Origin of the sequence: Shewanella sp. FDAARGOS_354 (assembly GCF_002209245.2) — a bacterium.
GTDB classification, from domain to species: Bacteria; Pseudomonadota; Gammaproteobacteria; order Enterobacterales; family Shewanellaceae; genus Shewanella; species Shewanella xiamenensis.
The window spans coordinates 4926526-4949211 of sequence record NZ_CP022089.2; the positions used below are offsets into that span (position 1 = coordinate 4926526).

The window sequence follows — 22686 nt, forward strand, 5'->3', positions numbered from 1 at the left end:
TAATTTTCGATTTAAAAAACTTGACGGCGATCGGTCATTCTGATCTATTACTCTCTTTTGCAGGTAATTCATCATGGCCGCTCCCGCTATCTCTATCCGTAACCTCGACCACCTTGGTTTGGTCGCTGCACTTTGCCAAGAACTCGGCATTGCTCGCATGATTGATGCGGTGCTACCCAAAACGCCGCCCTACAAAGTCTCACATGGTGAAGCGTTGGTGGCGATGATACTGAACGGTCTTGGCTTTCATAGTTCGACCTTGCACATGTTCCCGCAATTCTTTGCCAACAAGCCTGTAGAACGCCTGATTGGCCCGGGGATCTGTGCCGATGACCTCAATGATGATGTGCTCGGCCGCTGCCTTGATGCCCTCTTTGAGGCCGATGTCAGCACGCTTTATCAGGTGATGGCGGAGCAGGTCGTCGAACGATTGGGGCTCAAAAGTACTGCAGTACACCTCGATATCACCAGCTTCCACGTCGATGGCGCCTATGACCAAGCCGATGGCGAGCAGCTCGGTAAGTTGCAATTGGTACGGGGCTATAGCCGCGACCATCGGCCAGAGCTAAACCAGGTTATCCTGGAGCTTATCTGTGAAAATCAGGCCGGCCTGCCCATCTACATGCAAGCCTTGAGTGGTAATAGTAATGATACCAAGGCCTTTGCCCAGACGGTACGGCGCCACTTGAGCAGTCTCAAGGCCGCGCAGGAGAGTCGTTATCTGGTCGGCGATGCGGCGCTGTATTGCGCCGACACCTTGCAACTACTGGCACAACAGCAACAGTTGTTCGTGACTCGTGTGCCTGTCACCCTCAATGAAGCCAAGCGAGCCGTGGCAACCATTGGCACCCAGTCGCTGGTTGCGCTGGGCAATGGCTATCATGGCTGTTGGCAAAGCGCCAATTATGCCGACGTCGCGCAGCGTTGGTTGCTGGTGCGCAGCGAACAGGCCAGCCACCGTGAGCAGCAAACATTAGCCAAAAACCTACTGAAAGACAGCACGCGTGAACTGAAAGCCTTCAACAAATTATGTGCCCAGCGTTTTGCCTGCGAGACCGATGCGCAGGCTGAATTAGCCCGTTTTGCTGTCAGCTTAAATCTGCTGCAACTAGAAGCAGAAGTCGTGAGTGAACCTATCTATGCAGGGCGCGGAAGGCCGCAAAAGGGTGAAATGCCGGTGAGCTACCAATTTCACATCAAGGGGTTAGCCGCAAGTAGCTTGGCGCGGGTGGCTGAGGCGCGCAACCAGACAGGGGTGTTCATCCTCGCGACCAATGATCACAGTGAAACGCTCACCATGGCTGAGCTGTTGGCTACCTATAAAGCCCAGCAGAATGTCGAGCGTGGTTTTAGGTTTCTGAAAAGTCCCGAATTTTTAACCTCCTCGTTATATCTTAAAAAACCGGAACGTATCGAAGCGTTGCTGATGGTGATGACCTGTAGCCTGATGATTTATGCGGCGCTGGAGCACCGGATCCGGCAGGGCTTAGTAGAGCAGAACCGGAGTGTGGCGGACATGAAAAAGAAACCCACGCAAAAACCGACTGCGCGGTGGATTTTTTTACGCTTTGGCGGGGTGCACGAGTACCAGTTGGGAGAGGCGCCACCTCAAGTCACAGGACTCACAGTGGACCAGCAGATCATTCTCGACGTGTTAGGCGAACGGTATCGGCAAATTTATTCCTAAATCAGGTGCGGAAAGTCGGGTTAACGAAAAGTTTTCGAAAATCGCCACTCATTTCCCCACTCTCATTGGGCTTGATATCATTATTGCTAAGGAGCATGGCGAGTTTCAGGTTGAAATTCGAACTAATTACGAAGGCAGTCGCATCTCCGCCTCTGGTACGGATGAAATCATGTACCCCGCGATTGCTGCAGCAGCTAAAAAATTGGATGCTGCACTAAAACACCGTAAAGGTCAGTTAAAGGCCGATTTACATGAAAAGCCGACCTGCACAACGCCACCTATTGCCCATGAAATTATCCAAGAGATGGATTTACGCTAGTTTTTTTGCGGCAGTAATTACATTGAAAAGGGCCTTTAAGGCCCTTTTTCGTTGGTGTGATCCGTCCTAAATTAAGCCGATTTGTAAGCCTCTTAGTACTGCTTGAGTACGGTCTCGGCAATTGAGCTTAGCCAAAATGGTTGAAACGTGGTTTTTCACGGTTCCTTCGGCCAAAAATACTGCATCGGCGATTTCTTTATTGGAAAACCCTCCCGCCATATAGCGTAAAATCTCTTGCTCGCGAGCTGATAACAACGTTTGATCTGCAATGTTGAGAGGCGCAGGAGATAGAGATGTAGGAGATAGGTGCTGCATCTGTTCAAGTACTGAAGGTTCTATCAGATACTCACCTTTGGCAACCGTTTCAATGGCATGCAGTAACTTATCCAGAGACACATCCTTCAATAAGAAGCCATTTGCGCCGGCATGTAAGCTATTTAAAAACAATTCGCTGTCATCAAAGGTGGTTAACATTATTACTGGTAAGGGATTTTGTACGGCGCGAAGCTGTTTTAGCAAACTAATACCATCGAGCACTGGCATGCGAATATCACTTAATAGCAAATCTACGGCTTCAGTTTCCAGCAGCCTAAGTGCTTCTTGACCATTCTCAGCCTGCCAAGTCACCTTGATATGCTGAGAAATGGCAATTAGGCTCGCGATCCCCTGACGAACTAACTGTTGGTCTTCCACTAATCCCACCTTGATAGTATGAGGTGCGGATGTGTTATCAGTTGTGATTGCCGATTGAAATTTTTCCATAAGTAGCGACTTATTCCTTGTAACCCGTTTTGTTGGGATGTCTTTTACATTGTTGTATTTTGTGGCAGCCGGATAATAAGGCTACAACCTTTAGCATCTTCATTGGGCTGCAAACACACCTTACCATTAAAGGCTGATAACCTTTCCTGCATGCTATTGAGCCCGATACCTGTTGAAGCGGTTTGGTTGATACCTTGACCATTATCGTTAAGTTGAATGATAAGTTCGGTTTGTTGCAGTTGCATCGACAGCGTGAACTGATTGGCCTTGCCATGGCGCACCCCATTACTGATCCCTTCCTGCAATACCAGTAATAAGGCTTGAGCCAGTTCAGTCGACTGTAGCGGCACTAATGATTTATACCGCAAGCTAACATTAGGTAAACGGCTTGCTATTGCATCAAGCGGAGGCTTTAAGTCGAGGCCAATATTAACCCGCTGCGCACGAACCACGGCGCGGATACTCTCTAATAATTCCTTGGCAAGTGATTTACTCTGATTGACTGTGGATTTGAGCTCCGTAGGTGCTTGATGACTTAATAGCTCAAGTTGCAATGATAACGCAGTGAGTTGGTGGCCGAGAATATCGTGCAAATCCCGTGAGATCCTCAACCTTTCTTGCTGCTCGCTGGTTTGACTCAGCAAGGCTCTCGTAGCGATAAGTTGTTGATTAAGATGTTCCTGTATCCGGCGAGACTCGCGCTCGGACAATCTCGCTTGACTACTGCTGTATGCAAATAGCTGGAATCCCATATAAATAAGGACATTAAAAATAATACTGTTTGAGGTGTGTAAGTGCAGAATGAAGTAATAGCTAAGATTGGCTAACAGGATTTGTCCTATCGCGGCATTGCGGCTAAAGAACTCGGGTAACAGTGACGCCCATATTACGAGCAAGATGGGTAACAAAGAATGCTCACTTAACAGCATTAAGCTGAGGGTACAGCAAACAAGTACTATGGTTAAAAGCCTATTTATCTTGAGACTTTTACGAGGATGTTCGAAGATTGTCAGCAATAAAAACAATAATATAAACAATGCATAAAGTGCTATATGGCAACTTTTGTTGAGCGTGGGTAGCTTGGCTTGAATATCTTGATTAAATCCCAGCCAAGCGACAAGTGCCCAAGTGAGGCTACCCGCACCAATTAGCATCGTTTCTGCTTTGGTTAATCGATTTCCTTGCACCTATTTGCTTCCTTCAATCACAATTTATCATCCATTCTAAGGCAAGTATTCCATAAGAGACTATGTCTATCACGCAGGCAAAGTCTTAATCCGCTAAGTTATTTGAATTATTTATTTAATTCAGTTTGTGAAGTTTTATCTGATATGTGGATTATTAACCACGCCTAATAACGCCAGCTATATGGTGATGTTATATATTTATTTTAAATCAATTGCTTAGTGAAGTGGCTCAATGTGATCAGCGTTTTTGATAAAACCAAGCTACGTTGTTTTTATTAAGCGGGAGTGGCGGTGTCGTTAGCCTATGAGGTAATGAGTTAGTGATAGTAGGAATGCAACCTTGGCATTGCGATACCAATTGCCGGATGCGGTAACGCTTTGTTACTCGCAGGTGTTAGTGGTCGGGGGTATTGTATGGATATGGCGCTGCTTTCGGCAGTGGCAACTATTTTCCATAATGATTATGGCCCATCGCGATGATGAGTCCCTCCATGAAGCGCGCTACGAGATCTCGCGCGTTTGGCCAAGTGTGCAGCGATTGAATTTCATGCATGATCGCAAATAAAAACGCAGCTCATTGGCTGCGTTTTTGTTAAGTAAGATTTTAATTAATCTTGAATTTCTGCATTGTGATAAACGTTTTGCACGTCGTCACAATCTTCTAAAGCGGCGATAAATTTATCGAATACTGCCACATCTTCACCGGACACTGGGGTCATAGTTTGAGGCACAAAAGTGATGTTCTCGACTTCAAAGTTGATGTTAGGCATTGCATCTGTCAGTGCCGTTTTAACTTTGAAAAACTCGGTGTGTGGTGCGATAACACTGATCATGCCATCTTCCACTTCAACGTCATTCACATCGACATCGGCCATCATTAGAATTTCGAGGATGGCATCTTCATCTTCACCGGGGAAAACGAACACGGCAGATTGGTCAAACATATGGCCTACTGTACCGGGTGTACCAAGTTTGGCATCGTTTTTTACGAAGGCTTGACGTACTTCAGTAAAAGTACGTTTTACGTTATCGGTTAAGCAGTCGACGATGACCATGCAGTTACCTGGGCCGAAACCTTCATAACGGGCAGTATCATAATCTTCACCGCCACCACCTTTGGCTTTATCAATAGCACGTTCAATAACGTGTGCTGGTACTTGATCTTTCTTCGCGCGTTCGATTAAACGACGGAGTGATAAGTTGCCGTCCGGCTCGACACCACCTTGTTTGGCGACTACGTAAATTTCTTTACCGTAGCGTGAGTAAAGGCGGGTTTTCTGGCCAGCTGTTTTCGCCATGGATTCTTTACGGTTTTGATATGCTCTGCCCATCTTGATCTCGTTAGCTCAAAAAAATTGCGCCGATAGTAGCAGTTTTCTTGCCGTATGTGCAGTCACTCGAGTTGGAATTCTTGTCAATAAAGCGATAAGCACCACATTTTGTCAGCTAAAAATGGCCAGAGGATTTTAGGAAGGATTTATTGGGTAATTCGGCGAAATCTATACTAATGTCTAATGCCATAAGCGCGTTAGAGCGCTGAAGATAGACTATAGGTTTTAGGATGAATAGTTCAATTTAGTCAGAAGGATAGACTCACTACGCAGTGTTTGAATTTGTCTATTCTGCTTACTGCGGCCAATCAAATAGCAATGGATAGCAAGTGAATACTCACTTCTCTCACTTTGCATGTGCGTTTTCTTGGTGAGATACAAATATGGAATTACAACATAAAATCGTCATTGCACTGAGTTTAGTCTTAGTTGTGTTTGGCAGCCTTTTACTTAATGCCATCTCCTTATCCGGTTTTACACATGCCTTGGTTTTAGGCGGGATAGTTTGTGTGTGGGTATTATGGATTGTTAAGCGTTTTTTGAGTATCAAGGCGCCAAATCCTGATGAAAATGCTCTTAGGCTCAATCGGTTAAGCTCTCCTGAACATGATATCAGCGTCCAAACCAGTAAGATTGCAATTGGTGCAGCTGAGGTCTCACATTTTATTGATTTATTGAATAAATCGATTGAGTCCAATGGTGAACATGCGAGTGCTATCGCGGTGGCTGCGGCGCAATTGAGTAATACAACTGCTTTGCTTGGTGATAATGCCAGCAGCATTTTAGTCCAAACCCAAGAGGCTGAGCGCTTGAGTGTGCAAGGCAGAACTCAAGCACAAAAGGGCGTATCTGCTATAGAATCATTAAATGCTGATATCAACACTGCCGCTCAGCAAGTGCAGGCCTTAAAGTCAAAAGCTGAACAAATTCAAAAAATCACCGAGGTCATTAATTCGGTTGCGGAACAAACAAACTTACTGGCATTAAATGCTGCTATTGAAGCGGCAAGAGCTGGAGAGCAAGGGCGAGGCTTTGCTGTGGTAGCTGATGAGGTTCGAAGCCTTGCCGGAAAAACGGCTGGAGCGACCCAAGATATCGGTAAGATGCTGCTCGAAATTCGTGCTGAAACAGACAAAAGTTCAGCGTTAATGGAACGAGTGGTTTTGCAAACTGCTGATGTTGTCGGTGCGATGGGGGAGTTGGATGGTCACTTTACTGATATCTCAACCTCTGTAACTCGTTCTGCGCATGCGCTTGGAGATATGGAAGAATCCCTTAAGCAATACAATCATACCACCAATGAGATTAGCAACTCGGTAGCGCAGATCCGTGACTCGCTGACTGCGACAGGAAGACAAAGCATGACGGTTTCTGAGCAGGCGTTTACCCTGTCATTAACGACAGAGGGTATATTTAAAGCATTGTCTCATTGGGATACTCAAACCTTTGATCAACAAGTGCTATTAGTCGCTAATGAAGCGGCAAAAGCTTGCGGAGAGAAACTTGCGCAAGGATTAGCTAATGGTAGTTTTACGGAAGCAGAGTTGTTTAGTCCCAAATATCAGCCAATTGCCAATACACAGCCGCAGAAATATACCACAGCATTTGACCGTTTCACCGATCAACATTTTCCCGCGATTCAAGAACCGATTTTAGCTAAGCATAGTGAGATCATTTATGCTGGAGCCGTTGATAAAAAAGGTTATTTCCCAACCCATAATAAACGCTTTAGCCAAGCATTAACGGGCAAAGTTGAGGTTGATATGGTGCACAATCGCACTAAACGCTTATTTAATGACCCTACGGGCAGCCGTTGTGGGACACATACGGATCCTGTTTTACTGCAAACCTATAAGCGAGATACCGGGGAGATTATGCATGACTTGTCAGTACCCATTTATGTTAATGGTAAACACTGGGGCGGTTTTCGAGTGGGGTTTAAAGCGAAGTAACTGTAGTTTAATATAGAATTAACGCTTTTATTTTGTAGATAAATATTCATCTGTCCTTGTTGCTTAAGTGTGATCGATTGCGCGGATTTGATTAACAAAATAGAAATAGATTGGCATCTATTTGCCGAAGTGCTTAAATGATGTGATATTCATGGCGCGATGATGTCTTTATCTTTTGTACAAAGTTATATCGCTTTGAGTTTTTAATTTGTTGATTTTAAATGGTAAAACAAGTTTTGAGTTTTGTTTTCATAAGAGATGAATGGAGACTCTTGCCACTTTGATCGATAGCAGTAGATTCTGCTTAATGTGAGTTAAAAGTTATGCAAGCAACACAAGCGACTGTTACAGTTTTGTATTATGATGCGCCCGTTGGGTTAATTATGCACAATTCGGTGTTACAAGGTTTACCTGTTAGCGAGTCAGGTCGTGTGATGATTCCTGCAAGTTTTCGCAAAGGAAAATCCATTATTGCCGTATTAGAAGGTGAGTGTAAGATTTTGAACTCACTCGGTGAGCGTGTTTTTGCACAGGCAAATATAGGTTAAGAAAAAATATACTGGCAAAACATCATATTGAAAGGACGATAAGTTGATTTATCGTCCTTTTGCTTTATGCGTTCGGTTAAATAAGCGTCAGGTTCGGCTGTTATCTGCAAACGTCATCAAACAGTTTATTGGCTAATTGTTGCAATATCTCTGCCTGCGGATGGGTGTGAGCGAAGGTTCGTAAGCCATAAATGCCCATCATTAGGTATTGCGCTCTTTGCTCGCTATTGAGTTCTCCCTGCAATATCCCCTGAGATGTTGCCAGTTCAAATTGTGCGGTGAGTGCGTTTTGCCATAGGTGGAGATTCTGACTGATAATATGTTGAATCTCATCGTCTTGCTCGGCGATTTCATTTAACGCCTTGGTCAGTAAACAGGCTTGCTGGCTATCGCAGCTGATACATTCGACGACGACATTATCTAAGTAAGTTTTTAAATTTTTAAGCACTGGCTGGTTATTGGAGAAGATAAGCTTGAATTGCTCGTTTCTATCCTGTTGATATTGCTCGATAGCGGCAATGAGTAATCCACGTTTATTACTAAAAGCACAGTAAATGGACCCAGGGTGTAATCCGGTGGCTTGGGTGAGATCTTGCATGCTGGTCTTGGTATATCCCTTACGCATAAAGGCCGCCATTGCCCCCCTGAGTACTTGCGCCCTATCAAACTCTGCGTTTCGCATTGCATTCTTACCTCTTACCGATACTTGCCGGAGATTCTAACTAATTTTGAACAAACATTCAAAAATGTTCTTGAATGATCATTCAAATAGTAATATCTTGAACGTACATTCAAGAATGGGGTTTAACCAATGACGATTGAAAATGCAGTGAACTCTGTAGGTAATCTATTCGACACCTATAAGCTTAATGACACGATAACCTTAAAAAACCGTATCTTGATGGCGCCATTAACGCGCTGTATGGCTGATGCCGACTTGGTTCCTACCGATGATATGGTGGCTTACTATGCACGCCGTGCTGAAGCCGGATTGATTATCTCTGAGGCCACGATTATTCGCCCTGATGCCCAAGGCTACCCAAACACTCCCGGTATTTTTACCCAAGGGCAAATTGCAGGTTGGCGCAAAGTGACTGATGCTGTGCATGCCAATGGCGGTAAGATTTTTGTGCAATTATGGCATACAGGCCGTGTTGCTCATCCACATTTCTTCGGTGGTGGTGATGTGCTGGCTCCTTCTGCCCAGAAAATTGAAGGCAGTGTGCCAAGAATGCGTGAATTGACCTATGTAACGCCAAAAGCTGCAACGGTTGAAGATATTCAGGGGCTGGTGCGTGATTATGCAAAAGCGGCTGAGAATGCGATTGAAGCCGGCTTTGATGGCGTTGAGATCCACGGTGCTAATGGTTACTTGATTGATGAATTCTTACACCATGATAGTAATCGTCGTACCGATGAATATGGTGGCACACCAGCCAATATGTCACGGTTTGCCTTAGAAGTGGTCGATGCAATTGCCGCGCGTATTGGTAAAGACAGAACGGGTTTACGTATTTCCCCTGGCGCCTATTTCAATATGGCAAGCGATAGCCGTGACCGTGCGGTTTTTGATTATTTACTTCCTGAGTTAGAAAAACGCGATCTGGCCTTTGTGCATATCGGTATTTTCGATGACAGTATGGAGTTTGATTACTTAGGCGGCTCTGCATCAAGTTATGTTCGTGCACACTATGGCAAAACGCTAGTGGGTGTGGGCAGTTATAGTGCACAGACGGCGAGCAAGGCCATTGCTGAGAATAAATTTGACTTAATTGCAATTGGTCGCCCCTTTATCGCTAACCCCGATTATGTTGCTAAAGTGCGTAAAGGCGAGGAGCTGGTGGCTTATAGTGATGAGATGTTAGCAACCTTGATTTAAGGTTTAGATTGCAACGCTGGTAAAAAAGGGTTAGCTAAGCTAACCCTTTTTGCTTTTTGTATCTGTTGTTCAATCGAGACTATGAATTCGTTTTGCTGAGTGCTCTCAAAGCATTAAGTTTGTGTTGGGCAATGCCGAACACGCAATCTGATGCATAGTGCTCTGTGTGTTTACTCTCATCGGTTTGCACTATCGCAGCGGCTTTACCTAATAGCAAAGTCATCGCTTGAGTAACATGGTTAATCGCCCAAATATGGAATTCACCACGTTCAACCGCTTCCACAATATCTTGGCGTAGCATTAAGTTTGCAATATTCGACTTGGGAATAATCACTCCTTGACTCGAGGTTCTACCCTTGATTTGACACACATCGAAAAAGCCTTCAATTTTCTCATTAACCCCGCCGATAGGTTGAGCTTCGCCAAACTGATTCATTGAGCCAGTAATGGCAATATCTTGTCTTAAGGGCAACTCACTGATAGCGGAGATAATAGCGCAGCATTCGGCCATTGACGCACTATCACCATCGACACCGCTGTAGGATTGCTCGAAGGTGAGGTAAGTGGTGAGAGGAATTTGCGCGGTTTTACCTAACACAGAGGCTAAATAGGCGGTGAGGATTAAAACCCCCTTAGAATGTATTCGCCCACCGAGTTTGACCCTATGTTCGATGTCCAGCACTTCTCCTTTACCATACGCGGTCGTGGCGGTGATGCGATTAGGCAGACCAAATTGATGATCTGAAGTAGAAACAACAGATAACGCATTGATTTGACCAACGACTTTATCGTGAGTATTAATTAGTGTGGTGCCATTCACGAAGCTTTCCATGATGTTGTCATGCAGGCGGGAGACGCGTTTCTCTTGATTTTTAAGTGCCTGTTCAACATGCTGCTTTTCTATTTGTTCACTTGCTGCGGCTTTTGCGCAAAAGTTGGATTCCCGTAATAGGTTGGCAATATTAGCAGAGTGCAGTGAGAGCTTCTGTTGATCCTGTGCCTCACGTGAGCTGTATTCAATGATGCGTGCAATGGCGCTACGGTCGCAGTGCAGCATGTTGTTATCGTGGACAATACTGGAAATAAATCGGGCATAATGGGCTTCGGAGTCGTCGGTTCTATCCATGACATCTTCAAAGTCGGCAGTTACCCTAAATAACTCACTGAAATCAGGATCATAATGCTGTAATAGTTGGTAGGTTTCATGGTCGCCGAACAGGATAATTTTTACATCCAACGGGATCGGTTCCGGTGCTAATGAAATGGTGCCAGATAGTGAGACTTCCCGCTCTAATGAACTCAGATCCAACTTGCGTGAACGCAATGCTCGCTTTAACCCATCCCAAACATAGGGGCGTTCAAGCACTTTGATCGCGTCCATTAATAGCACGCCACCGTTTGCCTTATGTAAACTTCCTGGGCGGATCAATGAAAAGTCGGTAAACACTGTACCTCTGAAGGTCGCGTTTTCAACATAACCAAACAGGCTGTGGTAGCTTGGGCTTTCTTCGACCACGATGGGGAATTTCTGTTCGCCTTGGCATACAAGTACATTGACCTGATAGCGGCGGGGCATTTTCTTTTCAAGTGAAGCGTAGGCTAGGGCGAGTTGTTCTTCGCTTTCTTCAAGGAAAATATCTAAATTACTTAGGATATCTGCCTGCATTCCGGTTAAAAATGCTCTGACATCTGGTTGATGTTTGTACTTATCCTTCAATGGCTTAAAAAAGTGGATCAACACCTCCTTGGCAACTTGTTCATCATGTTCCTGCTGAGTATCACTAAATTCTTCTTCCCATTCAGTGTTTTGGCGAATAATACTCCTGAGTTTTACTTCTAGCCCATTGATATTGCTTTCGAATTGACTACGCTCGGCTTCCGTGAGGGCGCTGAAGCTGGCTTCATCATGGGGTTCATCACCATTGAGGGCGATCATTTGATAATCTCCCTGCATGGTTAAGCTCAGACTAATATTTTTTTGTTTGGCCTCTTCGCTGAGCTCTGTGAGTGCGGTTTCTTGCTTTTGTATCAGTTGGCTTTTAAGTTTTTCAGCTCTGGCATAATACATTTCATTATCAAAGGCTAAGGGTAATGCTCTTACCAGTTTGAGCATGAGTTTCTCGATGGATTTCTTAAACTCTTGCCCCGTGCCTGCGGTGAGTTTTAGCACTTTAGGGCTGCGGGTATCGTCAAAGTTGACCACATAGCACCAGTCAAATAACGCGGGTTTTATGGGATCGTGGCGATTGAGATAGCGCAGCATCATGGTTCGTTTACCGAGACCATTTTGGCCGATCGCATAGATGTTATAGCCCTTTTCTTTTATCCCCATGGCAAATTCTACCGCCTGTTGGGCACGTTCTTGGCCAACAATATCATCGAGTGGCGTGAGCTGGGCTGTAGATTGGCACTCAGTATTAAGCTGTTTAAGTTCTGACTTTCGGTAAAGCTGCTGGCTCGTTAACGGGATGGCGGGTGTGGCTGTAGGCACGGTAGGCATAAAAATCCTTGTTTCTCTTTCTGATTATTTCCATTGTAGACAATAGGATAATGTTATTGTCAATGAAAAGACGGTAATTTCTACTTAAACAATCCTTATGCGAGGAGGCTATGCCTTGGGATTCGGCCCTGTTTGTTGGCGTGAATTTTTGCTTGCAAAACTAAGATGAATATGTTTGATTTTTATTCAAATGTTTTATTGCTAAGCTTTTATTGACGAACTCATTTTTGAGTAGCTTTGAGCCTAACCTTTATCGACAGTGAGTCTGTTGGCGATAATGGTGTTTAAATTTCGTTATCTGAAACAAACTAATCTGCTAATAACTCAAATAATTATGTATTAGTGAATGACGATGATTGAGTGTCTGCGGTAATATCTGTCAATTGAGCATGGGATTGTACTGGTTTTGTACTTCAGCCTAGGCTCAGATTTTGTTCAGACAGTGGGTGGGTATTGTTGTTGGTGTAGTGTTTTTTAGGGGGGCGCTTGTTGTCCTTATTTAACATGGAATTGTAGAGGCTATAGTTAGCAAGCTTATGATTGATTTTGCAATTTCACAAAAGCAGTTAACAGATTGGGCAAACGACTTACAGTTAGTCGCCAATATCACTCAGTCGCATGCGGTGATTTTAACTGCGAATGCAGCGGGTGAATATCGTCAGTTAATTCAGTCTGAACGATGCCAACTTGTTGATATAGAAGCTCTTGTTCGGCATTTTAATCATAAAGCTCATTTAAACCTCTATCAACACGCGACACCTAAAGTTAATACCCCATCCACTCGCTCCGCTTCCCATGAACCCTTCAACGAATCGAGTACCTTTAGTCATCATCAGGTTAATATTCCGTTGGATGTACGTCATGCTGCTGCATTCAAGCAAGCCTTGATCCCTGATGTAAAATCAACGCCAAAATGGCGTGATACCGGACTTGGAAGCTTAATTTATTTGCCTATCATCTGGAATTCTGGAGCGCATTTCGGGGTATTTTGTTTATATCATCATACTCCTTTACTGTTAGATGATAAGGCACTGCAACTCGCTTCCCTAACGGTTAATAGCCTACAGCTTAATTTGAGTGAGTTGCACAGGGCCCAACGACTGCAAATGGCCGCCTTGCGCGGTGATGCGAAGTCGATGGATGTTATTGACTTGCAGACCTTTATCGATAGTTTTGAAGAGCATATTTGGGTCAAAAATACCGACGGTGTTTACACCATTTGCAACCAAAGTGTTGAAAATGCGTGGGACCTACCTCGCAGTGACATTATTGGCAAGACGGACGAAGAGCTATTTGGCAAAGCGATCGCGGATATTTTTCTTAATGGTGACAAACTTGCTATTGAGACTGGGGCGCCAATTATTGTTGCCGAATGTTTAGATGGTGAGAATCAAAATAAACACTTATGGCTAGAGACCCTTAAAATCCCCGCCTTAACGCCCGAGGGTGAACTGGCGGGCGTGATAGGCATGACCCGTAATATCTCTAAACATAAAGAAGTGGAAGAACAACTTACCCTCGCTACCAATGTCTTTAAACACTCCCTTGAAGGTGTAGTCGTGACTGATAGGCACGGTAATATTACCGATGTTAATGGTGCCTTTTACGAGATTACAGGTTACTCGCGGGAAGAGTTACTTGGGCAAAATCCACGCTTATTTAATTCCGGCCGTCACGATAGAGCTTTTTTTGAAACCATGTGGAATCATTTACTCGATGCTGGTAAGTGGAATGGTGAAATTTGGAATCGACGTAAAGATGGCACTATTTTTCCGCAAAATATCACTATTAGCGCCATCTGCGATGAGGTTGGGGAGATCCGCTATTTTGTCGCAGTCTTTGCCGATATCTCCGCTCAAAAGCAGAGTGAAGCGCAACTTGCTCATTTAGCTTATTTTGACCCACTGACTCATTTGCCGAATCGCATGAAGCTGATGATGCAGCTTAAGCAAGAACTCAGACATGCGAAACGACTCAATGCCCAATTAGCGACAGTCTTTATTGATGTGGATTTGTTTAAACACATTAATGACAGTTTTGGTCATAGTATTGGCGATGAAATGCTGGTAGAACTGGCTAAACGTCTTCGTAGCCAATTACAGGAGCAAGATGTGTTGTCACGTATTGGTGGCGATGAGTTTGTGGCGCTGATTTCCGGCATTCAAGGCCATGAGGATGCTACAGCGGCAATTAACCAATTGCGCCAAGTATTTGATCTGCCTTTTGTGGTTAGCACCGGGGATCATTTACGCCTTACCGCCAGCATGGGGATTTCCCTTTACCCAAGTGATGGTAGTAATGCTGATACGCTGCTACGCAATGCCGATGCCGCTATGTATCGCGCTAAGAGTGAGGGGCGAAATAATTATGCCTTTTACACTGAATCATTGACCAAAGAATCGATCGAGCATTTAAAGTTGCAGAGTACGCTTTATGGTGCACTTGAGCAAAATTCTCTGTATTTGATGTATCAACCTAAATTAAATTTGGTGACCCGCAAAACCGTTGGAGTTGAGGCGCTATTGCGTTGGAACGATCCGATTTTAGGACAAATTTCCCCAGGGATGTTTATTCCCGTCGCCGAGAAAATTGGCTTAATTTACGATATTGGTTTGTGGGTGCTTGAAACGGCTTGCCAGCAAGGTGTGCGTTGGTTGGCTGACGGTAAACAGTTTGGCCGCATTGCGGTTAACGTCGCAGGACAGCAGTTGCAACGTGGCTCCTTTGTGGAGGACGTGAAACGTATCCTAACGCAAACAGGCTTACCTGCAACGTGCCTTGAGCTTGAAGTGACAGAAAGTGTGATGATGAATAATCCGGATGTCGCGATTCGTGATTTAAAATTATTAGGTGATTTGGGCATTGAGCTCTCGGTCGATGATTTTGGTACGGGTTATTCATCACTGAATTATTTGAAAAAACTTCCAATTCATAAGCTTAAAATCGACCAGTCTTTCGTACGAGACATTCCCTTCGATACCAACAATACCGCGATAGCTAAAGCTGTGATTGCCCTTGGCCATGCCTTAAAATTAGATATTGTTGCGGAAGGGGTAGAAACCACCGAGCAAGCCGAGTTTTTAACTCAAAATTTTTGCGACCAAGCACAGGGATATCTCTTTAGCCGCCCACAATTACCAGCGGATGTTGAGGCCTTTTTTACCGAAGCGGAATTGTTTACCAAACCTAAGTAGTGGTGTGGCTTTGACCGATAAGCATGATATTAAAGGCGCGAGCGTAAACTGGTCGCAGTCCGTCCGGTCTGCTAACATTGCGGCATGATTGTTTTTGGTGATGTTTCATGTCTTTTAGCGCGCTTTCCTTAAATACCCAATTAGTTAACACCTTAGCTGAACTTGGTTATCAACAACCCACGCCTATTCAAGTTGAAGCCATTCCCGCCATTTTAGCAAAACAGGATGTGATGGCGGGGGCTCAAACTGGGACGGGGAAAACCGCAGCCTTTGCATTACCCATTCTGCAACACTTAATCGCTGATAACGAAAACCTTAAGGCGCCAAAAGCAATCCGCGCCTTAGTTTTAGTGCCAACAAGGGAGCTGGCACTACAAGTTCAGCAAAGCTTTGTAAAATATGCGAAAGGCACAGATATTCGTGTGGGCATAGCCTACGGCGGCGTCAGTATCGAGGCGCAGCAAGCGGTGTTTAACGCCGGGATCGATGTGTTGATTGCAACCCCAGGCCGCTTGCTTGATCATTTACGTCAAGGTGCACTCAATCTTAACCAATTGAACACACTGGTATTTGATGAAGCCGACCGGATGCTTGATATGGGATTTATGGATGAAATCAAAGCCGTGCTTAAGCAAGTGCCCGCTCACAGACAAACCCTGCTATTTTCCGCCACTTTGGATGATTCGATTTTTAGTTTCAGCAAAAACCTTCTGCGTAATCCCAAGCTGATTGAAGTGGCTAAACGTAATACGACCGCGGCCCAGATAGAGCAGCGAGTCTATGCGATTGATAGTGATCGTAAAACTGAGTTTGTCAGCCATTTAGTCCGTAGCAAAAATTGGCAGCAAGTGTTGATCTTTAGCCGCACTAAGCAGGGTGTCGATAAGCTGACCACTCAGCTCAATCAACTCGGGGTGGCAACGCAAGCTTTCCATGGCGACCTGTCCCAAGGTGCGCGGGAAAAGGTATTGCAGGAGTTTAAACAAGGGCAAGTGCAAGTCTTAGTCGCCACCGATGTGGCCGCAAGAGGACTTGATATTGTTGAGCTACAGTATGTGATTAATTTCGAATTGCCGTTTATAGCTGAAGATTATATTCACCGTATCGGTCGTACTGGTCGCGCTGGCAGTGCCGGGGTGGCTATTACGCTTTTTAGCCAAGAGGATGCGCTACTGCTAGAAGAAGTCGAAGCCTTGCTCGATAAGCGTTTGCCACAACAATGGTATCCTGGCTTTGAACCCGATTTTAACAACATGACCTCCGAGCCAAGACGCAATAGCAAAGCTGCGCAAAAACAACGGGCTAAAAAGCGCGCCTTAGGTGGTAAAAAGCGCTAATTAAGGCGACAAGGTTATTTAAGCTTTTATTCTGATAGCGAGCCGCCCTTTGATAGGGCGGATAATCATTTCACCAATGGCTTTGCATGATGATTAAGTTGGACTTGTTGTGCTCGCCATACCGCTCGCGTTATTAACTAAAATACACTTCAGCCTGGTTATTGCGTTGTCGCTCTTCATTTTTCTCAGTAGCTTCTTTAATTAGCTCCACTTTTTGAGCTTGGAGTAATTCAATTTTTTTTGCTTTTTCCTCTTCGCATAAGCTGTCATCATCGGCTATTTTTGCTATCTCCGCATCTAGCTGTTTAAGCTTATCCCTATCAATGCCTGTGCGTTTATCGAGAATCGCCTGCATTGCGTCTTCCAATCTATTATGCGGCTTTTCAGTCTCTGCCGTACCGGCAATATGTTGCACATTAGCGGTGTAATGTTGTTTGGCATTAGGCGCAAGCTGACTATAGGTATCACTGCTTTCAGCATCTCGAGTCACGCCGCCAGATAGGGTGACTGTATCTTGCGGGGCTGTCATTTGAGCTCTCGGATTTTCCGCAGGGCTTGATACACCTTGCGTTTGCTGAGTTTGCAACGATTTTACTTGGTTCAACGCGATGGCCGCATAGCTATTGGGATTGATGACAGTCATTTCCTTATTTTTCCTCGTTGATTTTCACTTTCAGATGCCGCGCCAATAGGGCAAATAAATTAAGCAATATCAAGGCCAAACTCTGGCGACTTTCGTTGGATTTTTAGTAGAAAAATATTTTTATAGAAAATTGTACAAAAACTTGATCCTTGTACAAGAGTGGTCCGTAATAGTATCTAAATTGATACAAGGAATCTCATTATGTACAAGTTTAATCCGCAACGTATTCAAATAGGGATCAGTGCCTGTCTGTTAGGGGAGAAGGTACGTTTTGACGGTGGTCATAAAAATTCCTCTTATTGTAATCAAGAAATTGCCCCATTTTTTGATTATGTTCCTATCTGCCCAGAAATGGCGATTGGCCTAGGCGCACCTCGTAAAAGTATTCGTTTAGTACGCGATGGTGAACAAATACGGGTACAGAGCGCGGATGGAAGTTTAGATGTCACCGAAAAACTCAATGATTTCAGTGAGCGCAAAGTAGAAGAGTTAGATTTTTTAGGCGGTTATCTACTATGTGCTAAATCCCCAACCTGCGGTATGGAACGTGTGACAGAGTACAAGATTGGCACCAATAACGGCTCTAAATCCGGTATTGGCGTATTTGCCCGCAAATTGATGGAACGTTATCCCCATTTACCGGTTGAAGAAGAAGGGCGTTTGCACGATATGGTACTGCGGGAAAACTTTTTTACTCGGGTCTACGCCTATCACGACTGGCATACAATGCGTCACGAGGGGCTGACTAAGCATAAGTTAGTGAAGTTTCACTCCCGTTATAAGTACTTATTAATGGCCCACAGTCCTAAATGGTATCGCGAGCTTGGGCCGATTGTGGCCAATATTGAGGATATTGAAGCGACCGCTGACCGCTATTTTACAGGCTTTATGACCGCCTTAAAAATCAATGCGACCCGTAGAAATCATACCAGCACCTTGCAGCATATTCAGGGCTATTTTAAAAAGCACTTAACTAAGGAGCAAAAACAAGAACTGTCTGAAATGATTATGAAATATCGTCAAGGACTCTTGCCTCTGTTAGTGCCTATCACCTTGATTAACCATTACTTAAGACAATTCCCAACGCCATATATTGAAGATCAAGTGTACTTAAATCCCCATCCGGAGGAGTTAAAACTGCGTTATGCCTACTAGGTTTTTGCTGATAGGTGCGTTTGATAAAAATGGCTTAGCAGATACAAACCACGATTGGCGAAATGGTTTAGCACAACATGCTTAGGCCAACCAATCTGATTCATGAGTTAAGAGACAAAAATGGAAGATCATAATTTAGAGCTTGCAGCTGATAATCCCAGCAGTAGCGAATTACTGCCGATCGGTGAGGTGTCGCGGCTTACTGGCGTTAATGCGGTGACATTAAGGGCATGGCAGCGGCGTTTTGGGCTTGTTATCCCTGAGCGTACTCCCAAGGGGCACAGGCTGTATACTGCCGAAAATATTCAACAAATCCATGAGATTAATGCATGGTTAGCAAAAGGCGTTGCCATCAGTAAGGTAAAGCCATTATTGATGAGTTCGGCTAAAGCGATAGATGTCGCGAGTGTGCAATCTCAATCGTCTGATTTTTGGCATGAGCAGATATTGGCGTTAAATACTGCATTTTTTGAGCTAGATCAGCTCAAGTTTCACCAAATCTTAGATGAAGCCTTGGGCTTATATCCATTTCAATTGGTTAAACAAAAACTGCTACAGGCTTGGTTTGCACAATTAATGCCTTTATTGGAGCCGCGTTTAGATGTGGAGCTGCTGCTTGCTTGGTTAGACAGTGAGTTAGCTAGCCGTATCGGTGGGCGTTTAAGCGTAGCGGGGCTAGCAAGCTCGCCCCAGATTGCGTTAGTGCGTTTGCCTTATGTTACATCGCAAAAAAATACAGAGCCTACGCTTGCGCCCAGTTCAAGCCTTACTAACCGTTTGTATTGCCTTGCACTATTACTTGAACTTGCCGATTTAAGAGTCTCAGTGGTCAACTTAGGCGTGCAACATATCAGCAGTCTTGGGCTAATCAATAACAGGCTTAAGGTTGATGCGTTAGTGTTATTGCCAGAGGCGAATCACTCACTATCAAAGCAGACAGAGCTGCAAATGTTGCTGGAGACTAAGTCACTCGCTTGCTATCTCGTTGGCCCTTTCGCGCCGACACTAACCACTTTATCGGACTATATCGCCCCTAGTGTTACCGAGATCATTCTGCAAATAACGGCCGCAAAGCAGCAACATAAAAAACAGTATCGTAGACAGAAAAACCAGGCAAACGCCGCACTGATTGAAGGAGTGAGCGCTGATGAGCATTAATCAATGCGGTTTGGAGAAACAGGCGTTAATGTGGTTTCGCCAAGATCTGCGCCTTACTGATAATCAAGCGTTTACGGCCGCCTGTGATTGGGTAAGGCAGCATCATGCCACCAAGCTTAAAGCGATTTACATCGCCACCCCAAGTCAATGGCGTCGCCATGATATCGCGCCAATTCAACTCGACTTTATTCAGCGGCATGTGAATCTACTGGCCCAAGGACTGGCGAGTTTAGGGGTTGAATTTGAACTCATTCAACTTGATAGCTTTAAAGATATTCCCGCATTTTTAATGGGTTATTGTGAAGAGCATAGTATTGGACGGGTATTTGCAGGACGAGAACCTGAGATCAATGAGCAAAAGCGCGATCAAGCTTGTATTGAAGCGGGGATTCCTTTGGTGCTTAGTGATGAACATTGCTTATTACCACCGGGAACGGTGCTTAATTTAAGCGGTGACATGTATCGGGTGTTTACTCCTTTTAGCCGCAAGTGGCGAGAGGTTGCCGCAAAGCAGCCTATTGTGCCGCTGGGTGTGCCAGCACCGCTTGGTCCTATCTTATCGGAGCCTAAGCCATTATTTTTTAAAAATATCGGCTTTGCTGATTCTCCGACTAACAAGGGCACTACGCCATCAGAAACAGGTTTAAATCAAACCATATCAACCCCGCTTATCTCGAGTGAACAGTGGGCGGCAGGTGAGGGGCAAGCCAAGCGGCTGCTTAATCAGTTTATTCAGCAAAAAGTGCAAGACTATAAGCAAGATAGAGATTTCCCCGCCATTGATGGCACCAGTGTTATCTCCCCTTATCTGGCGATTGGTGTGCTCAGCCCAAGGCAATGTGTCGCGGCGCTTTTACAACGTTTCCCTGAGGTAATGGTTGATGACACTAGCCCTGGGCGTACATGGCTAAATGAGCTGATTTGGCGGGAGTTCTACCGTCATTTGCTGGTGGCTTTTCCTGATTTATCCAAGGGACACAATTTTAATCGCCAAGCCGATCATGTGTCGTGGCGCAACAATCACGATGAGTTTTTAGCTTGGTGCGAGGGCAAAACCGGCTATCCGATAGTGGATGCAGCTATGCGCCAACTTAATCAAACCGGCTGGATGCACAATCGCCTGCGTATGGTGGTGGCGAGCTTTTTAACCAAACACTTGCTTATTGATTGGCGTTGGGGTGAGCGGTATTTCCGCCAGCGCCTTATCGACGGCGATCTGGCTGCTAACAATGGCGGTTGGCAATGGTCGGCAGGATGCGGTTGTGATGCGCAGCCGTATTTTCGGATTTTTAATCCTATGAGCCAGAGCGAAAAGTTTGATCCAGATGGCCGCTTTATTCGTAAGTACTTACCAGAACTAGCATCTTGGGGCGTTAAGCGATTGCATCAACCTAATCTGCAAAAAATGCCTTCGTTGTTTGAAGCACCGTTATTTGCATCGCAAGCGGATTATCCCTATGCGATTGTTGAGCACAATGCGGCAAGAGCAAGAGCGCTGACGGTACTGGGTGTGCTGAAAAAGGCTTAGACCACAAGTTCAACCTTAATACTTATCCCTTAGGGAGTGTCTGGATGATAAACCAAGCGAAGATTGAGCATAGCGGATTAGTAGATGATTTTATCAGCCTCTATCAAGCGTTAAATAAGGATAATCTGCATCTACTTGCAGAGGTCTATGATGACAATATTTGTTTTATCGATCCTATGCACTGAAGAATCCCCTGATGATTTACAAATAAATCATCAAATTAGAGTGGAAGCGCATCTTGTTGCATGATCAAATGGTTTCGCTAAAAACTACACTTGGACAACAAGATGCGCGAAGCCAATATCCTACAACATTCTTTACACCAATACTGCCCAGAACTTCACCTAAAACGATTAAACAGCTTGATGCTGGCCTCTAAGGCACTGATTGAATGTAAGACACTGACCTTGACTGAGTTAGGTCGAAATTTACCAACCACGGCCCGAACCAAGCACAACATCAAGCGCATTGATCGTTTGCTCGGCAACACGCATCTGCATCAAGAACGGTTAGCTGTCTACCAATGGCATGCCAGCCTCATCTGTTCTGGTAACCCTATGCCGATTGTGCTCGTCGATTGGTCAGACATCCGAGAGCATAAACGCATCATGGCTCTGCGCGCCTCAATAGCCTTCAATGGCCGCTCTATTACCCTGTATGAGAAGTCCTATCCCCTATCAGAACAATGCTCTAAGGCCTCCCACAACGGTTTTTTAGCGGACTTAGCCAAGATTTTACCTTTGCATGTTACCCCTCTCATCGTGACTGACGCGGGGTTCAAAGTGCCTTGGTACAAAGAGGTTGAGGCGCATGGTTGGTTTTGGCTAAGCCGTATTCGCGGTACAGTTCAATTTGCAGATATTGGCGCTGAAAATTGGCGTGCAGTTCGCAGTACACATGACTTGGCCAACGGTCAAGCGAAGAGCCTGGGTTGTAAGACCTTGACCAAAACTAACCCTATCAATTGCCATCTCACGCTTTATCGTAGCAAACCTAAGGGGCGTACAAATCAGCGTTCAACGAGGACTAATTGCCACCATCCATCGGCAAAAACGTACTCAACATCGGCGAAAGAGCCTTGGGTGTTAGCCAGCAATTTACCACCAGAATCTCGGAGCCCAAAGCAGCTGGTAAACCTGTACGCCAAACGTATGCAAATAGAGGAAACCTTTCGTGACCTCAAAAGCCCGGCATACGGCTTTGGCTTACGCCAAAGTCGTACCAACAGTCCAGAGCGATTCGACATCATCCTACTGATAGCGTTGATGGTTCAATGCCTGTTGTGGCTAGTTGGTTTACACGCACAGCAACAGGGCTGGGATAAGCATTTTCAGGCCAATACCATTGGGCATCGAACGGTACTCTCAACGATTCGCTTGGGATTGGAGGTGCTCAGGCGGCCTGATTATCAAATCACGGAGAAAGAATTGCTGGCGGCCTGGGTATTATTCGCCAATCAGTTGCTCAAATATGGCTATGCTATGGCTGATTTATGAGGGGATCCTT

17 protein-coding genes and 1 pseudogene are annotated in these 22686 nt (G+C 45.0%); 12 read left to right on the forward strand and 6 right to left on the reverse strand.

The genetic code is table 11. The annotated features are described in order from the left end of the window. Positions 1-73: 73 nt before the first annotated feature. Both CEQ32_RS22130 and CEQ32_RS22135 read left to right on the forward strand, forming a co-directional pair. Positions 74-1687, forward strand: a complete 1614-nt coding sequence (locus tag CEQ32_RS22130) for an IS1634-like element ISShes12 family transposase (RefSeq protein WP_088586043.1) — start codon at positions 74-76, stop codon at positions 1685-1687. After that, positions 1668-2006, forward strand: coding sequence for an HPF/RaiA family ribosome-associated protein (locus CEQ32_RS22135; protein WP_088586887.1), 339 nt, complete (start codon positions 1668-1670; stop codon positions 2004-2006). The genes CEQ32_RS22130 and CEQ32_RS22135 overlap by 20 nt, the downstream gene beginning before the upstream one ends. Before the next feature lie 66 nt (positions 2007-2072). On the opposite strand, the gene CEQ32_RS22140 is transcribed toward CEQ32_RS22135, so the two are convergent. The 3 genes from CEQ32_RS22140 to CEQ32_RS22150 form a co-directional block, all read right to left on the reverse strand. Further along, positions 2073-2768 (reverse strand): response regulator transcription factor, encoded by a 696-nt coding sequence (locus tag CEQ32_RS22140; RefSeq protein WP_088586888.1) that lies wholly within the window; start codon positions 2766-2768, stop codon positions 2073-2075. 44 nt (positions 2769-2812) lie between these two features. Then, entirely contained in the window at positions 2813-3955 is a 1143-nt protein-coding gene (locus tag CEQ32_RS22145) for a sensor histidine kinase (protein ID WP_088586889.1), read from the reverse strand. Positions 3956-4563: 608 nt separating this feature from the next. Then, positions 4564-5286, reverse strand: a complete 723-nt coding sequence (locus tag CEQ32_RS22150) for a YebC/PmpR family DNA-binding transcriptional regulator (protein WP_037420892.1) — start codon at positions 5284-5286, stop codon at positions 4564-4566. Between the two features lie 383 nt (positions 5287-5669). On the opposite strand from CEQ32_RS22150, the gene CEQ32_RS22155 reads away from it, so the two are divergent. Continuing rightward, a complete protein-coding gene (locus tag CEQ32_RS22155; RefSeq protein WP_088586890.1) occupies positions 5670-7238 on the forward strand; it encodes a methyl-accepting chemotaxis protein in 1569 nt (522 codons plus the stop codon). A 323-nt stretch (positions 7239-7561) separates the two neighbouring features. After that, a complete protein-coding gene (locus CEQ32_RS22160) occupies positions 7562-7786 on the forward strand; it encodes a TIGR02922 family protein (protein ID WP_037420886.1) in 225 nt (74 codons plus the stop codon). A gap of 100 nt (positions 7787-7886) precedes the next feature. On the opposite strand, the gene CEQ32_RS22165 is transcribed toward CEQ32_RS22160, so the two are convergent. Continuing rightward, on the reverse strand, positions 7887-8468 hold the full coding sequence (locus CEQ32_RS22165; RefSeq protein ID WP_069453306.1) for a TetR/AcrR family transcriptional regulator: 582 nt from the start codon (positions 8466-8468) through the stop codon (positions 7887-7889). A 129-nt stretch (positions 8469-8597) separates the two neighbouring features. Here CEQ32_RS22165 and CEQ32_RS22170 point away from each other — a divergent pair, with 129 nt between their 5' ends. After that, positions 8598-9665 carry an alkene reductase gene (locus tag CEQ32_RS22170; protein WP_037428790.1) on the forward strand — a complete coding sequence of 356 codons (1068 nt, stop codon included), beginning with the start codon at positions 8598-8600 and terminating at the stop codon, positions 9663-9665. A gap of 79 nt (positions 9666-9744) precedes the next feature. Here the strand turns inward: CEQ32_RS22170 and CEQ32_RS22175 are convergent, their stop codons facing one another. Continuing rightward, positions 9745-12165, reverse strand: coding sequence for a Lon protease family protein (locus CEQ32_RS22175; protein WP_088586892.1), 2421 nt, complete (start codon positions 12163-12165; stop codon positions 9745-9747). A 536-nt stretch (positions 12166-12701) separates the two neighbouring features. Here CEQ32_RS22175 and CEQ32_RS22180 point away from each other — a divergent pair. Both CEQ32_RS22180 and CEQ32_RS22185 read left to right on the forward strand, forming a co-directional pair. Next, positions 12702-15359 (forward strand): bifunctional diguanylate cyclase/phosphodiesterase, encoded by a 2658-nt coding sequence (locus tag CEQ32_RS22180; protein ID WP_088586893.1) that lies wholly within the window; start codon positions 12702-12704, stop codon positions 15357-15359. A 107-nt stretch (positions 15360-15466) separates the two neighbouring features. After that, positions 15467-16696 carry a DEAD/DEAH box helicase gene (locus CEQ32_RS22185; RefSeq protein ID WP_088586894.1) on the forward strand — a complete coding sequence of 410 codons (1230 nt, stop codon included), beginning with the start codon at positions 15467-15469 and terminating at the stop codon, positions 16694-16696. A gap of 133 nt (positions 16697-16829) precedes the next feature. On the opposite strand, the gene CEQ32_RS22190 is transcribed toward CEQ32_RS22185, so the two are convergent. Further along, on the reverse strand, positions 16830-17339 hold the full coding sequence (locus CEQ32_RS22190) for a hypothetical protein (RefSeq protein ID WP_088586895.1): 510 nt from the start codon (positions 17337-17339) through the stop codon (positions 16830-16832). A 201-nt stretch (positions 17340-17540) separates the two neighbouring features. Here CEQ32_RS22190 and CEQ32_RS22195 point away from each other — a divergent pair, with 201 nt between their 5' ends. The 5 genes and pseudogenes from CEQ32_RS22195 to CEQ32_RS22215 all read left to right on the forward strand — a co-directional run bounded on the left by CEQ32_RS22195 (position 17541) and on the right by CEQ32_RS22215 (position 22676). Then, positions 17541-18494, forward strand: coding sequence for a YbgA family protein (locus CEQ32_RS22195; RefSeq protein WP_037420865.1), 954 nt, complete (start codon positions 17541-17543; stop codon positions 18492-18494). A 120-nt stretch (positions 18495-18614) separates the two neighbouring features. Continuing rightward, positions 18615-19652, forward strand: a complete 1038-nt coding sequence (locus CEQ32_RS22200) for a MerR family transcriptional regulator (protein ID WP_088586896.1) — start codon at positions 18615-18617, stop codon at positions 19650-19652. After that, a complete protein-coding gene (gene phrB, locus CEQ32_RS22205; RefSeq protein WP_088586897.1) occupies positions 19642-21180 on the forward strand; it encodes a deoxyribodipyrimidine photo-lyase in 1539 nt (512 codons plus the stop codon). The genes CEQ32_RS22200 and phrB overlap by 11 nt, the downstream gene beginning before the upstream one ends. Positions 21181-21224: 44 nt before the next feature. After that, positions 21225-21362, forward strand: a pseudogene (locus CEQ32_RS22210) (nuclear transport factor 2 family protein); the annotation flags it as partial. Positions 21363-21467: 105 nt separating this feature from the next. Further along, a complete protein-coding gene (locus CEQ32_RS22215) occupies positions 21468-22676 on the forward strand; it encodes an IS4-like element IS10A family transposase (protein ID WP_001206290.1) in 1209 nt (402 codons plus the stop codon). Positions 22677-22686: the final 10 nt, after the last annotated feature.

What these genes read in the sequence shown, in the direction of transcription:
- CEQ32_RS22175 (WP_088586892.1), bottom strand. Translation starts at nt 12,165, where the DNA reads ATGCCTACCGTGCCTACAGCCACACCCGCCATCCCGTTAACGAGCCAG.
- CEQ32_RS22190 (WP_088586895.1), bottom strand. Translation starts at nt 17,339, where the DNA reads ATGACTGTCATCAATCCCAATAGCTATGCGGCCATCGCGTTGAACCAA.
- CEQ32_RS22185 (WP_088586894.1), top strand. Translation starts at nt 15,467, where the DNA reads ATGTCTTTTAGCGCGCTTTCCTTAAATACCCAATTAGTTAACACCTTA.
- CEQ32_RS22215 (WP_001206290.1), top strand. Translation starts at nt 21,468, where the DNA reads ATGCGCGAAGCCAATATCCTACAACATTCTTTACACCAATACTGCCCA.
- CEQ32_RS22140 (WP_088586888.1), bottom strand. Translation starts at nt 2,768, where the DNA reads ATGGAAAAATTTCAATCGGCAATCACAACTGATAACACATCCGCACCT.
- CEQ32_RS22155 (WP_088586890.1), top strand. Translation starts at nt 5,670, where the DNA reads ATGGAATTACAACATAAAATCGTCATTGCACTGAGTTTAGTCTTAGTT.
- phrB (WP_088586897.1), top strand. Translation starts at nt 19,642, where the DNA reads ATGAGCATTAATCAATGCGGTTTGGAGAAACAGGCGTTAATGTGGTTT.
- CEQ32_RS22150 (WP_037420892.1), bottom strand. Translation starts at nt 5,286, where the DNA reads ATGGGCAGAGCATATCAAAACCGTAAAGAATCCATGGCGAAAACAGCT.
- CEQ32_RS22180 (WP_088586893.1), top strand. Translation starts at nt 12,702, where the DNA reads ATGATTGATTTTGCAATTTCACAAAAGCAGTTAACAGATTGGGCAAAC.
- CEQ32_RS22200 (WP_088586896.1), top strand. Translation starts at nt 18,615, where the DNA reads ATGGAAGATCATAATTTAGAGCTTGCAGCTGATAATCCCAGCAGTAGC.
- CEQ32_RS22170 (WP_037428790.1), top strand. Translation starts at nt 8,598, where the DNA reads ATGACGATTGAAAATGCAGTGAACTCTGTAGGTAATCTATTCGACACC.
- CEQ32_RS22165 (WP_069453306.1), bottom strand. Translation starts at nt 8,468, where the DNA reads ATGCGAAACGCAGAGTTTGATAGGGCGCAAGTACTCAGGGGGGCAATG.
- CEQ32_RS22195 (WP_037420865.1), top strand. Translation starts at nt 17,541, where the DNA reads ATGTACAAGTTTAATCCGCAACGTATTCAAATAGGGATCAGTGCCTGT.
- CEQ32_RS22130 (WP_088586043.1), top strand. Translation starts at nt 74, where the DNA reads ATGGCCGCTCCCGCTATCTCTATCCGTAACCTCGACCACCTTGGTTTG.
- CEQ32_RS22160 (WP_037420886.1), top strand. Translation starts at nt 7,562, where the DNA reads ATGCAAGCAACACAAGCGACTGTTACAGTTTTGTATTATGATGCGCCC.